This is a genomic window from Pseudomonas sp. Sample_9 (assembly GCF_004307535.1).
GTDB lineage: Bacteria > Pseudomonadota > Gammaproteobacteria > Pseudomonadales > Pseudomonadaceae > Aquipseudomonas > Aquipseudomonas mercuritolerans.
Genome location: NZ_RAZO01000354.1, coordinates 1 through 13,498, shown reverse-complemented (window position 1 = coordinate 13,498; position 13,498 = coordinate 1). Strand labels below are relative to the sequence as shown.

The following is a 13,498-nucleotide window of genomic DNA, read 5'->3' as shown; positions in this document are numbered from 1 at the left end:
GTGTTGCAGCGCAAGCTGCACAGCCTGCCGAACGTCACGGTGATCACCAGTGCGCTAACCACCGAAGTCACCGGCAATGGCGAGAAGGTCAACGGCCTGCGCTACAAGGACCGCACCACGGATGAACTGCGTACGGTTGAGCTGGAAGGGATCTTCGTGCAGATCGGTCTGCTGCCCAACACCGATTGGCTGAAGGGCACCATCGAGCTGTCGCCGCGTGGTGAGATCATCGTCGATAATCGTGGCGAGACTTCCATTCCGGGGATCTTTGCAGCGGGCGACGTGACGACTGTGCCTTACAAGCAGATCGTGATCGCAGTGGGCGAGGGCGCCAAGGCTTCGCTGAGCGCGTTCGATCACTTGATCCGGACTTCGGCCCCGGCGTAAGCCTCAGGCGTGAAATGAAAAAACCCATGAGCGATCATGGGTTTTTTATTGCGCGTGGAAAGCCACCCCTCACCCCAGCCCTCTCCCGAGGGAGAGGGAGCCGACCGAGGTGTCTGAAGTCATCCATAGACCTGAGAGAGCCGGTCGATTATGGATTCACCGCCAATCTTTCAAGCCGGCGTAATTCTCCAACATCCCCCAATCAGTCCCCTCTCCCTCTGGGAGAGGGCTAGGGTGAGGCGCTTTCAGCTTTTACAGCGGCGCAGGCTGAATGATCTCGACCCAGTAGCCATCCGGATCTTTGATGAACGCCAGGCTCTTCATCCGGCCATCGGTCAGACGCTTCTGGAAATCGCAACCCAGCTCTTCAAAGCGCGCGCAGGCCGCGACGATATCCGGCACCGAAATGCAGATGTGGCCGAAACCGCGCGGGTCGGTGTTGCCATTGTGATAGGCGAAGTCGGCATCGTTTTCGGTGCCGTGGTTGTGGGTCAGCTCAAGAATGCCCGGGATTGATTTCATCCACTCGGTACGCGCTGCGGCGTCGGCCGGGATCTGTGCTTTGTCGACCAGTGCGAGGAAGTACAGGCTGAACTCGGCTTCCGGGAAATCACGCTTCTCGACCAGCGAAAAACCCAGCACGCGGGTGTAGAAATCCAGCGATTTGGTGATGTCCTTCACGCGCAGCATGGTGTGGTTGAATACGAAGTTGCGGGTTGCGCTGTCTGGCGTGGCAGTCACGCCAGGGAAAGTGTTCAATTCGTTGAGGCTCATGGGCCCTCCAATAACAATGGGCGAGTGAATGGGCGCAATGATACGCATGCCGGCCGGCATCGCCAAATGCAAGGCGGGCTTGCCCTGCGCGAAGGCGGGGCTCAGACTTTGCCTTCTATCCATGAGTGCGTCCGGCAATGATCCGACTGTTCAAATCCGTGTTTGTTTTTTTTGCTTTGTCATCGGCTGTGGCTTTCCCGGCCATGGCCGAACCAGGCATTACCTGGCCGGCGGGCTGGAAGGTTGAAGCGTTGCCGGACACCGCGCCGCCAGTCTCGCGGCAACGGGCGGTGAAGCTCGACGCCGATGGTAACCAGGTGATGGTGATGGAGTTGACCATGACTCAAGTGGAAGCGGGGCATCAGGTCAATCTGCAAGGCGTGCTGCTGGAGATGCGCAAATCGATTCAGAAGGACTTCTTCCGCAGCGGTTATCAGAGCGTCTGCAACCGCATTCATCCGGCTGCGCTCGGATCATTGGCCGGGTTGGAGACGACCTGCACGGTCACCGAGAACGGTCGGCACGTATTATCACAAACGTTGGTGGCAGCCGTGGAAGCAGACAAGGCTTATGTACTTTCATATGCCGGTCAGGCCGAGGTTTATAAGGCGAGCGCCGACGACATAGAGGCGGCGCGCAACAGCCTGAAATTATAAACGTCCGTACTAACTTGCAATGATTTGAATGCCGGAAAGGATTAAGCACAAAGTTTTATCCAGCGTGTCGTAGCAACATTGCGCAGCAAAATGTTTAGCCTGATGATTCAGTAACGTTACACAAATTTCCAACTTGTTCGATGAAAATCATTTCATTTGTTAGATATTGTCAATAAAAAAGCCCTGCATCGAGCAGGGCTTTTTGTTGGCGTCAGATCAACCGCGCAACCATGAATCCACGGTGGCTGCACCGTACTGCTCTTTCCAGGCTTTCAGACCGCGATGGTTGCCACCCTTGGTTTCGATCAGCTCGCCAGTGTGCGGGTTCTGATAAACCTTGACCACCCGAGCGCGGCGAGTCTTGGGCGCTGCGGACTGCTGGAGACCGGACTTTGCCGGGTTTGGATCAAGGATGGCGATGATGTCTTTCAGGCCTTTGCCATAGGTTTTCATCAGTCCCTGGAGCTTTTCTTCGAATTCGATTTCTTTCTTGAGCCCGGCATCGTTCTTCAGCGATTCCAGCTGTTTGAGCTGTTCCTGAAGGGCCTTTTCAGCTGCGCGAAATTCAGCGAGTCTGGACAATATCTTTACTCCAATAGTGTGTTTGGCTGATACCAACCGCAAACAAAGCTATAAGCCAAGAGCCTGGAAGCGACTCGGTGATAATTGGCTCACCTGCCAGTCTGGCTCAGGTTGAAAAAATTGTAGTAGTTAATGCGACAAGAGTAAATCCTGATGTTGTCGTCATGTAACAACAATGACTTTTTGTATCAATTTGGTGCGGCTGTTCGGCGGGCCATGTCGGCGACTTAATGATGAGTTAATGCGTCGAGGAACTCAGCGCCAGGCATTGGTCTACCGTACAAATAGCCCTGCAAAAAATTAACGTTATGCTCGGTCAGGTAATCAGCCTGGACCTGAGTTTCGACACCTTCGGCAACAATGCGCAAGTCCAGTTTGGCCGACAGCTCGATAATGGAGTCGAGGATATGCCTCGATAACGCGTCTATGCCGATCATGGCCACGAAGCTCTGATCGATCTTTAGAAAGTCGACATTGAAGGTGCGCAGATAACCAAGGCTTGAATGTCCGGTACCGAAGTCGTCGATTGCGATTTTCACACCCAGTGCATGCAGCTGCTCGAAGAGCTGCAGGGTGATGTCATTCGGCTCGACCAGCTGGCGCTCCGTCAATTCCAACACCAGTTCGATGCTGCCAGGCGCAAATGCAGCCAAGAGGTCACGACAATCCTCGACCAGCTCCAGATCCTGGCAATGGCTGGCGGTGATATTGATGCCGATATGGAAAGGTTTGGCGAAGCTTGTGGATTGCGGCCCCAGCAGCACCGCAGTCTGTTGCATCAGGGCGCGGGTCATCGGCACGATCAAGCCCGAGTGCTCGGCAAATGGAATAAACAGATCCGGCCGTACCAGGCCCTCTTTCGGATGATTCCAGCGCATCAGCACTTCGGCACCCGACCATTGCTTGCTGTCACCGTGAACCACGGGCTGGAAATAAGGGATGAACTCCCCGGCTTCCAGCGCACGCAGCATTTCATGGCTGGGCGAGGTCGATCGCTTCTGGACGAAGTGGCCGATTGCACCGGAGACTGCACCGAAGAAAATCAACAGGCTGAACAGCGGAGGATATTCAGCCGCCATGTAACGCCGGATTTCGCCCTCGGGGAACCCCGCGGAGACCTTGAAACCGTAGCGTTCGGATTCCAGCAGGCTGTGCGCGACCGGCAGGGCAGGCAGTGATCCGTGATGCACTTTGCCGTCGGCGGACAGCCAGTTATCGCCTACTTGCAACATCAGTAATGTCTGGCGGCCGATCAGGCGCAGGATGTTACTCAAGTGATAGCCATCCAGTGTGGTCAGTGCGCCACCACGACCGTCGCTGAGACGGTAGATCAATAATGCCGTGTCGGGCGTCACCGGATTGCCATTCATCAGCCACAGTTTGCCGTCGTGGTAGTTTCCGGCATCGACGGCTTCGTTGAACTGGCCGAACAGCGAACTACAGTAGAGATTGTTGTCCCAGACCAGATTGGTTGAACGCACGAAGGGGCGACGGGTCACCTGTTCGCGCAGGGCGAGTTTCACTTCTTCGCAATTTTTCCCGGCAAGCGGCAACAGAATCCGGGCAGCTTCTGCGGTGTTATCGAGCATCAAGTCGAACTGTCGCAACGCTTGCTCGGCAGTTTCTCCGGCGCTTTGTTGCAACGTGCGTTCTGCCTGCATATAGAGAATCACACTGCCCAGCACGATTGGCAGCAGGCTGCTGAGCAAAGTCACAACGTTGCGGGTGCTGCGCTTGCGGCGGGGGCGGCGGGTCAGCGGCATGGACACATCCTGTGGCTTCGAAGTCGGGCCCGGTAAACAATCGAGCCAGAGGGGAGAATAGATGGCAGATGGCTCTTGTGCCGTATCCAAAAAAGAGGATTTTATAGAGAGGGCAGACAGGCTCGGTTACGCTGTGTAGAATCGGTTTACGCATACAATAATAATCGTCTTCTGGCAGCAGAAGCCTCGCCCGCAAGAGCCTTGGGTCGACAATGAAGATATTCGGGTTTCAACTGATCTACGGAGACTTCCTCGCTCGCAGCGTGCGTGGCATCTCCTGTGCGCCTCCCACTACATCACTTTCCTGACAAATAACCCTGGTTAATTGATAAGAAATGATGAGGCGTCACCATGGCAGATTTATACGAAAACCCAATGGGCCTGATGGGCTTTGAGTTCATCGAGTTCGCATCGCCGACTCCCGGCACGCTGGAGCCGATCTTCGAGATCATGGGCTTCACCAAAGTCGCGACCCACCGTTCCAAGAACGTGCACCTGTACCGTCAGGGCGCGATCAACCTGATCCTCAATAACGAACCCAACAGCGTCGCCTCGTACTTCGCGGCTGAGCACGGCCCGTCCGTTTGCGGCATGGCGTTTCGCGTCAAGGATTCGCAGAAAGCCTATTCCCGCGCACTCGAACTCGGCGCTCAGCCGATCCACATCGAAACCGGTCCGATGGAGCTTAACCTGCCGGCGATCAAAGGCATCGGCGGCGCGCCGCTGTATCTGATCGACCGTTTCGGCGAAGGCAGCTCGATCTACGACATCGACTTCGTGTTCATCGAAGGCGTTGATCGCAACCCGGTTGGCGCCGGCCTGAAGATCATCGATCACCTGACCCACAACGTGTATCGCGGACGCATGGCCTACTGGGCGAACTTCTACGAGAAGCTGTTCAACTTCCGTGAAATCCGTTACTTCGACATCAAAGGCGAGTACACCGGTCTGACTTCAAAAGCCATGACCGCACCGGATGGCATGATCCGCATCCCGCTCAACGAAGAGTCGTCCAAGGGCGCCGGGCAGATCGAAGAGTTCCTGATGCAGTTCAACGGCGAGGGCATCCAGCACGTTGCGTTTCTCACCGACGACCTGATCAAGACCTGGGATCAGTTGAAGAAAATCGGCATGCGCTTCATGACCGCGCCGCCGGACACCTACTACGAAATGCTTGAAGGTCGCCTGCCGAACCACGGCGAGCCGGTCGATCAGCTGCAATCGCGCGGCATCCTGCTTGATGGCGCGTCGGAGCAGGGCGACAAGCGTCTGCTGTTGCAGATCTTCTCGGAAACCCTGATGGGGCCGGTGTTCTTCGAGTTCATCCAGCGCAAGGGCGACGACGGTTTCGGCGAAGGTAACTTCAAAGCCCTGTTCGAATCGATCGAGCGCGACCAGGTGCGTCGTGGTGTGTTGACCACCGAGTAATCTCAAATGAAAAAATCCCGGCCTGCAGAGATGCAGCGCCGGGATTTTTTAAGATCAAAAGATCGCAGCCTTCGGCAGCTCCTACATTTGGAATGCATTTTTCCTGTAGGAGCTGCCGAAGGCTGCGATCTTTTGCTTTTAAGAGCGTCGTTGGCGCGTCAAGTGTTTGAAGCCCTCGAACACCAGCACCACCACCGCCAGCCAGATCGGAATGTAGGTCAGCCACTCGCCCGACTTGATGCTTTCCCCGAGCAACAAAGCCACCGCAAGCAGCAACACCGGTTCCACATAACTCAACAAACCAAACAGACTGAACGGCAGCAAGCGGCTGGCGATGATGTACACCACCAGCGCGGACGCACTGATCAGGCCGAGCAGCGGAATCAGCCACATCAGTCCCGGATATTGATCGAACACGGCCAGGCCCTGTTCGCCGCCCTGCACAAACCAGTAGGCGACCGGCAGCATCAGGGTCATGTCGACCCACAGGCCACCGAGGTTGTCGGTTTTCAGGTATTTGCGCAGCACGAAGTACAGCGGATAGCCAACCACGACCACCAGCGTCGCCCAGGAAAAACCACCCACCTGGTACAGCTCGTTCAACACGCCGAGGCTGGCGAAAAATACGGCGATTTTCTGCAGGTAAGACAGGCTCTCGCCATAGGCAATCCGCCCCGTCAGCACCATCGCCAGTGGCAAGAGGAAATAGCCCAGCGATACATCCAGGCTGTAATCATTGAGTGGTGCCCACATGAACAGCCACAGCTGTACCCCGAGCAGGGCGGAAGAAACCAGCAGCCCGGCAATCAGCTTCGGCCTGGCCGCCATCAATCGAACCAGCTCCAGCACCCGCCGCCATTCCCCGGAAACCAGCATGAACACGGTCATGCACGGCACGGTCAGAAGCATGCGCCAGCCGAAGATTTCCACGCCGCTAAGAGGTGTCAGCAGCGACGTGTAGTAATACATGACGGCAAACAGCACCGAGGCTGAAACCGATAGAGCGATACCTTTAGACAAACTGTCCTCGCGACGTGATGGTTGAACGGGGCGCGCAGGATACGTGGTTTTTGTGCTGAATATTGAGCGGGCGCTCATTATTTCCCACATCCAGGAGCCACAAATCCTGTGGGAGCGAGCCTGCTCGCGAAGCGGCCGGCAGATTCAGCATAGATGTTGCGTCGACTGGCGCTATGCATGATTGCACCGATTAAACGCAAAAAGATCGCAACCTTCGGCACTTCCTACAGGGAACGCATTCCACAGTAGCTGCCGAAGGCTGCGATCTTTTGATCTGCGCTTCTGATTAAGCCCGCAACGTCCGCGTCATCCGCAACGCCAGCAGACTCCCGCCAACGATCACCGCCGCCAGCACATACAACGCCGCATCCGTCGAGCCAGTGCTGTCCTTGACCCAACCTACCAGGTACGGGCTGAGGAACCCGGCCATCTGCCCCATCGAGTTGATCAACGCCAGACCGCCAGCCGCCGCGCCCAGTATGGCCGTAGGAAATGCTCCAGAACCCCCGTCAGTTTTGATCGTCCATACCATTCGTCGCGACTGTCAGATCTGACAGTAGGCAGAACTAAATGTCTAAGCGCCAAATCATAGACGGCCGCCGGATCTGGAAAGGCCAAAATCCCATGGACCAAGGTGCTTATCATGACAACCGAAACCTCCGATGAAATGCCGACCTACGAACACGTGTTGCACCTGTACCCGCCAAAGCTTCCCGATAGCAATACGCAAGTGACCGGCGCTGACTGTGGTATCGCGATGAGGTTCTATGGTTCAAGCGGCGCTAAAGTTATTGTCGATCCCTATCTTCAGCAAGCCCCGTTGGATACCGTTCAGCTCAACCTGAACGGCGAGATGAATATTGCCAGTACCCAGACCACTGCATCAGACGATGCGGTTGTGCTTTTTATCCCACCCAACAAATTGAGATCCGATCCGGGCTACCTCAATGAGCTTTCTTATACTGTTATTCGTGGGAGCAACATTGAAGGCACTTCCCAACCGCCCCTTAGTATCTTATACAACGACGTCCCACCTGGTATGAAAGACCAGAACGAGGGTGTTGGCGGGCATTCCAAATTGAAAATGGATTTACCTGCGGACGTGCTGGAAGACGGCATCGACGCTGACCGCGCCGAGCAGGGGGTTCAGATTTTCTTGTCTTATCCCTATTGCCGGTCGGGCGATCGTATCCTTCTCAGTTGTAAAGGTCGTGACATTTTCCATGACGTTCTGCCGCACGAAGCGCCAGCCCAGCCTACAGATGTGCCGACCCGGATCGGTTTGTTACTCGAAAAAGAGGTTTTCGAATTAGCAGGTGATGATCCGCGGTTCCCTTTCAAATTTACGGTTAGTGATGAAATAGGTAACGCAACCGATCGAAACTCTTGGTCTCCCGTCATCACGGCAGATGTCGATCTGCGGTCTCGAATGGCGGCACCTGATGTTACCGAGAATCCGGATGATCCCAATGATGCTCCTGATACAATCGACCTGAACAAGCTCGGTAACAAAGATTTGACTGTACAAGTCCATGTTATCGCTCCGTTATGGCAGATGATGGACAGTATCCGCGTAACTTATGTAGCCACGCAGGGTAATGGCGAGACAGTCGAGCATAAGGAAGCAGCGACCGTTGAAAGAGTACCGTTCATTCATAAATTATTGATACCCAATGCCAAAGTCGTTGCCGACAGTCTAGTGAAGGTTACGTATGAGCAAGTCCGCAATGATATAAGTATCGCCAGATCAAAAATTACACGGGCAAGGGTTGTCGTTAGGCCAGTCATTACGTCAGTCAAAAATTCGGTTGGCGCGGAACTGCAAAATGGAGGAACGGTTTCAGACAATAAAGTTACATTGGCGGGCTCGGCGCTGGCGGAAGTCTTATTGCAAATTTTCGACGGTGACACATATATCGCGGACGTTCAGGCTGGCGCCGATTATAAATGGCAAAGCAATGCGATACCGATTGGCGTAGGGCAGCGGATATTCAAGGTTAAAGAGAAAAGTAGTAGTCAGCTTGAGTCCGAACCTTGGTTTGTTGAGCGACTGGCATTCGATATTGATCGGACTCAAATGAAGCTTAACGGATTGTCTATAAAGGTCCCGCAGTGGCCGAAAACCGGTTTGGATTCTATCGGTAATACGGCTGTTCGCTTACCCACCGGCGGGGTTCCGCCTTACGACTATGCGTCGTCGGACCCGCTGACGGTTTTGGTCACTACAGGAGGGAAAGTCACTGGGCTGAAACAAGGTGTCGCGACTATCTATGTCACTGATCAGGAGGGTACGACTCTTTCTTACTTGGTGGCGGCTACTAATATATTTAGATTGATGATCAGCAAGGAACCGCTTCGGGCGGATGATGCTGTCTTATGGATGAATGAATTAGGTGGGCAGAACGTTTTTAACTACCAGTTCATAAGAGACGCTCTCCGCGTATATGTGCCATCCGTACCTGCGCACATCAATACGTGCGCCTATGATGGTCGGTCGTACTGGTATATGCGAGCAGACTGGAGTCACTTTGGTTGGATTAAGCAACTAACTTTATTATCGTGGTGCCTTGTCCCATATTAGTGCATATCAACGATATATTTTATGCTGACTCTTCTGACGCGCGTTCAGTGGGAACGCGTGCTTTTGTATCTCTAAGATTGGCCGGACTGGTCTTCAAGAAACGGCCCTTGAGAAGGCCGTTTCTTATGTATAAGCCTAAGCCCGCAACGCCCGCGTCATCCGCAACGCCAGCAAACTCCCGGCGACAATCACCGCCGCCAGCACATACAACGCCGCATCCGTCGAGCCAGTGCTGTCCTTGACCCAACCTACCAGGTACGGGCTGAGGAACCCGGCCATCTGCCCCATCGAGTTGATCAACGCCAGACCGCCAGCCGCCGCGCCAGCGCTCAGCATGGCGGTCGGTACCGGCCAGAACATCGGCAGACCGGTCAGTGCGCCCATGGTCGCGATGGTCAGGCCGAGAATCGCAATCGCCGGATTCGCTGCGAAATTCACTGCGATCACCAGACCGACAGCGCCCATCAGCATCGGCACCACCAGGTGCCAGCGGCGCTCCTTGCGCAAGTCCGCCGAGCGGCCGACGACCAGCATGAACACCGCTGCAAGCAGATATGGAATCGCACTCAGCCAGCCGATCACCAGGTTATCGCTGAAGCCAAGGTTCTTGATGATCGACGGCAGCCAGAAGTTGATCGCGTACACGCCGCTCTGGATGCAGAAATAGATCAGGCCGAAGGCCCAGATCGCAGGGTTCTTGAACACCGCGAGCAGCGAGTCGGTGGCGGTTTTCGGTTTGTTGGCGAGGTCTTCGGCGTGGTCGGCTTCGAGCACCGAACGTTCATGGGCGGTCAGCCATTTGGCATTGGCGAAGCTGTCGCTCAACAGGAAATACGCCAGTGCGCCGAGGATTACCGTCGGGATGCCTTGCAGCAGAAACATCCACTGCCAGCCGGCCAAGCCACCCTGGCCCGCGGCGAAGTGGTTGAGGATCCAGCCGGAAAACGGGCTGCCGAGCAAACCGGAGACCGGGATTGCCGACATGAACAACGCCATGATCCGACCACGGCGGAACGTCGGGAACCACTGCGAGAGATACAGCACCACGCCCGGGAAGAAACCAGCTTCAGCGGCACCGGTAAAAAAGCGCAGGGTGTAGAACTCGGTCGGGGTGGTGACGAACAACAGGCAGGTCGACAGCGTGCCCCAGGTGATCATCATCAAGGCAATCCAGCGCCGAGGACCGAAGCGGGTCAGTGCCAGGTTGCTCGGCACGCCGCACAGCACGTAACCGATGAAGAAGATGCCGGCGCCGAGGCCATATACGGTTTCGCTGAATTTCAGTGCGTCGAGCATCTGCAGTTTGGCGAAGCCAACGTTGACCCGGTCGAGGTAGTTGAACAGATAGCAGATGAAAATGAAGGGAATCAAACGCAGGGTGATGCGTTTGTAGACGGCGTTTTTACCGTCGTCGATGGTCTGGGTAGCTGCGGCGCTCTGCGACATAGCGGCTCTCTCTTTATTATGATTTTTTGCGATGCAAAGGGTAACGTTGATCGCCCTGAGAGTCTCGGCCACCTTTGGCCGGATTGTCTTTGTGCCTGAGCACAGGGTTTGCCGCCAGACCCTGTGCGGCTGAACAACCGTCCGTGCCTGAAATGAAGGATTGCCGCCGCTATGTTCGAACTCGATCACGACCTTGCCCAGGACATCGTCGACCGGGCCATGGCCATTTTGCCGTACAACGTCAACGTCATGGACAGTCAGGGCCTGATCCTCGGCAGCGGTGAACCGGAGCGCATCAACACCCGGCATGAAGGCGCGCAACTGGTGCTGGCCAACGGGCGTGTGGTGGAAATCGATGCGCAGACGGCGGTGCACCTCAAAGGCGTGCAACCGGGCATCAACCTGCCGCTGTTGCTCGATCAGCGCTTGATCGGCGTGCTTGGCATCACTGGCGAGCCGGAGCAATTGCGCACCTACGCCGAGCTGGTGCGCATGACCGCTGAAATGCTCGTCGGCCAGCGCAACCAGCAGGCCGAGCAGCAATGGCGACGGCAGCGTTGCGATGATCTGCTGGCTTTGCTGTTGAGCGAGGCGGGGGATTCGCCGCGCCTGATCGATGAGGCGCAGCAGCTTGGGCTCAAGCCGCAATTGACCCGGGTGCCGTATCTGTTTGAGCTGGGTCTTGAGCACGGGCCGGGGCAAACCGTCGAGGCACTGAGTGCGTGGCTGACCTCGCGGTATCCCGACAGTTGGTGCGTGAGTTCGGCGAAGTCGTCGCTGTTGTGGTGTCGCCCGGCGAGCCAGAACGTCGAGCACGATCGCCTGCTGGAAAAGCTCGATGGCCTCGGCTGGAAGATTCTGCGCATCGCCGTCGGTGGGCAGGCGGATGGTCTGGCCGGGTTGCGTCGCTGTTATCGACGGGTCGGCGATTTGCTCGCTTATGGTCGTGACGTGCTGCCGAATTCGCGGCTGCTGACGCTCAATCGTTATCGCTTGCCGGTCATGCTATGGCGACATCGCAACGATGATGCGCTGGACGAACTGCTCAAGCCGCTGCGCAAGGTTATCGCCAAGGACAGCAACGGCCAGTTGCTGGCGACGCTGCGCAGTTGGTGCGAGCACGACGGGCAGAGCCAGGCCTGTGCCGAAGCGCTGGGCATCCATCGCAACAGCCTGCGCTATCGCATGGAGCGGATTGCCGAGTTGAGCGGGGTTGATCCGTTGAAGCTGGACGGGATGCTGGCGTTGTACCTGGGGGTGCAGCTGTTGCCGCAGACTGATCCGAATTGATCGGTGTATTTCGGGGCTCCTTCGCGAGCAGGCTCGCTCCCACAGTGGCATGCATTTCAAATGTGGGAGCGAGCCTGCTCGCGAAGAGGCCGGTACATCCAGCGCCAGCCTTTTGTGGAAATGAACAATAAACGCCGACGCCACTTGTGCAGCCGACCGGCGTCAAGGCGCAGGCCGACTGGCAGCATGAACGCCACTGCAACCGGAGAATTCCCATGAAGATCGTCATCGCCCCCGACTCGTTCAAGGACAGCCTGAGTGCCCAAGGCGTTGCCGAAGCCATCGCCCTCGGACTGGCGCAGGTCTGGCCGCAGGCGACGCTGATCAAATGCCCGATGGCCGATGGCGGCGAAGGCACGGTCGAGTCGATTCTTGCAGCCTGCGAAGGTGAGTTACGCCGCACCCGCGTGCGCGGTCCATTGGGTGCGACGGTCGAAGCCGCATGGGGCTGGCTGCCGCACAACCACACCGCGATCATCGAAATGGCCGAGGCCAGCGGTCTGCAACTGGTGCCGCCGGGGCAGCGCGATGCCTGCATCAGCAGCACGTTTGGCACCGGTGAACTGATTCGTGCAGCGCTGGATGCCGGCGCGCAACGGGTGATCCTGGCGATTGGCGGCAGCGCGACCAATGACGGCGGTGCGGGTGCGATGCAGGCGTTGGGCGTGAAGTTGCTGGATGCGCAGAATCAATCGTTGGTGCCGGGTGGCCTGGCCTTGGCGCAACTGGCGCGACTCGATGTGGCTGGGCTTGATCCGCGTCTGGCCGAGGTGCGTTTCGACATTGCCGCCGACGTCAATAATCCGCTCTGCGGCCCCCATGGTGCCTCGGCCATTTTCGGCCCGCAGAAGGGCGCAACGCCTGCGCAGGTTGAGCAGCTCGATCAGGCGCTGGGGCACTTCGCCAAACTCTGCGCGCAAGCATTGGGCAAAGACGTGCGCGATGAACCGGGCAGCGGCGCGGCGGGTGGTCTGGGCTTTGCCGCCAAAGCTTTTCTCGGCGCGCAGTTTCAGGCGGGCGTCGAGGTAGTGGCGGAACTGGTCGGGCTCGCTGACGCGGTCAAAGGTGCGGATCTGGTGATTACCGGAGAAGGCCGCTTCGATGCGCAAACCCTGCGCGGCAAAACACCGTTCGGTGTCGCGCGAGTTGCCAAACAATACGCTGTGCCGGTGATCGTGATTGCCGGGACCTTGGGCGAGGGTTATCAGGAACTCTATCAACACGGCATCGACGCCGCGTTTGCTGTTACCAGCGGGCCGATGACTCTGGAACAGGCCTGCGCCGAAGCCCCGCGCTTGCTGCGTGAACGCGCCACCGACATCGCCCGGATCTGGCAGCTCGCCGCCAAACGCTGAACCGCTGGCCTCTGTAGGAGCTGTCGAGTGCAACGAGGCTGCGATCTTTTGATCCTGCTATTAAAAGTCAGAAGATCGCAGCCTCGTTGCACTCGACAGCTCCTACCCAAGGCAGCGGACCTTGGTTGATTGTTGTAACGTCCCGAAAAATATTTACTGCGGACCCGAAACCTTCCTCAAGCCTGGCCGATACAACGGTCAGGCGCACACAAAACC

11 protein-coding genes and 1 pseudogene are annotated in these 13,498 nt (G+C 56.8%); 6 read left to right on the top strand and 6 right to left on the bottom strand.

Going from position 1 to position 13,498, the window contains the following annotated elements; genetic code table 11:
• Positions 1 to 387: FAD-dependent oxidoreductase (locus D6877_RS20405; RefSeq protein ID WP_178083720.1), on the top strand; the 387-nt coding region annotated here is incomplete at its 5' end.
• A 252-nt stretch (positions 388 to 639) separates the two neighbouring features.
• On the opposite strand, the gene gloA is transcribed toward D6877_RS20405, so the two are convergent.
• Positions 640 to 1,161: a lactoylglutathione lyase gene (gene gloA / locus D6877_RS20400; protein ID WP_039762746.1), complete on the bottom strand. Its 522-nt coding sequence runs from the start codon at positions 1,159 to 1,161 to the stop codon at positions 640 to 642.
• 137 nt (positions 1,162 to 1,298) lie between these two features.
• Between gloA and D6877_RS20395 the strand changes: the two genes are divergently transcribed.
• Positions 1,299 to 1,817: a DUF4946 domain-containing protein gene (locus tag D6877_RS20395; protein ID WP_130911926.1), complete on the top strand. Its 519-nt coding sequence runs from the start codon at positions 1,299 to 1,301 to the stop codon at positions 1,815 to 1,817.
• 216 nt (positions 1,818 to 2,033) lie between these two features.
• On the opposite strand, the gene D6877_RS20390 is transcribed toward D6877_RS20395, so the two are convergent.
• Positions 2,034 to 2,399 (bottom strand): histone-like nucleoid-structuring protein, MvaT/MvaU family, encoded by a 366-nt coding sequence (locus tag D6877_RS20390; RefSeq protein WP_016774912.1) that lies wholly within the window; start codon positions 2,397 to 2,399, stop codon positions 2,034 to 2,036.
• 227 nt (positions 2,400 to 2,626) lie between these two features.
• On the bottom strand, positions 2,627 to 4,162 hold the full coding sequence (locus D6877_RS20385) for an EAL domain-containing protein (protein ID WP_130911925.1): 1,536 nt from the start codon (positions 4,160 to 4,162) through the stop codon (positions 2,627 to 2,629).
• A gap of 351 nt (positions 4,163 to 4,513) precedes the next feature.
• Between D6877_RS20385 and hppD the strand changes: the two genes are divergently transcribed.
• Positions 4,514 to 5,590, top strand: a complete 1,077-nt coding sequence (gene hppD, locus D6877_RS20380) for a 4-hydroxyphenylpyruvate dioxygenase (RefSeq protein ID WP_101157216.1) — start codon at positions 4,514 to 4,516, stop codon at positions 5,588 to 5,590.
• A 138-nt stretch (positions 5,591 to 5,728) separates the two neighbouring features.
• Here the strand turns inward: hppD and rarD are convergent, their stop codons facing one another.
• Positions 5,729 to 6,610, bottom strand: a complete 882-nt coding sequence (rarD, locus tag D6877_RS20375; RefSeq protein ID WP_130911924.1) for an EamA family transporter RarD — start codon at positions 6,608 to 6,610, stop codon at positions 5,729 to 5,731.
• Positions 6,611 to 6,896: 286 nt separating this feature from the next.
• Positions 6,897 to 7,100, bottom strand: a pseudogene (locus tag D6877_RS20370) (MFS transporter); the annotation flags it as partial.
• Between the two features lie 153 nt (positions 7,101 to 7,253).
• Between D6877_RS20370 and D6877_RS20365 the strand changes: the two are divergent.
• Positions 7,254 to 9,191: an Ig-like domain-containing protein gene (locus D6877_RS20365; RefSeq protein ID WP_130911923.1), complete on the top strand. Its 1,938-nt coding sequence runs from the start codon at positions 7,254 to 7,256 to the stop codon at positions 9,189 to 9,191.
• Positions 9,192 to 9,326: 135 nt separating this feature from the next.
• On the opposite strand, the gene D6877_RS20360 is transcribed toward D6877_RS20365, so the two are convergent.
• Positions 9,327 to 10,637: an MFS transporter gene (locus D6877_RS20360; protein ID WP_130911922.1), complete on the bottom strand. Its 1,311-nt coding sequence runs from the start codon at positions 10,635 to 10,637 to the stop codon at positions 9,327 to 9,329.
• Between the two features lie 171 nt (positions 10,638 to 10,808).
• Between D6877_RS20360 and D6877_RS20355 the strand changes: the two genes are divergently transcribed.
• Positions 10,809 to 11,927 (top strand): sugar diacid recognition domain-containing protein, encoded by a 1,119-nt coding sequence (locus D6877_RS20355; protein ID WP_122506803.1) that lies wholly within the window; start codon positions 10,809 to 10,811, stop codon positions 11,925 to 11,927.
• Between the two features lie 215 nt (positions 11,928 to 12,142).
• Positions 12,143 to 13,282, top strand: coding sequence for a glycerate kinase (locus D6877_RS20350; protein WP_130911921.1), 1,140 nt, complete (start codon positions 12,143 to 12,145; stop codon positions 13,280 to 13,282).
• Positions 13,283 to 13,498: the final 216 nt, after the last annotated feature.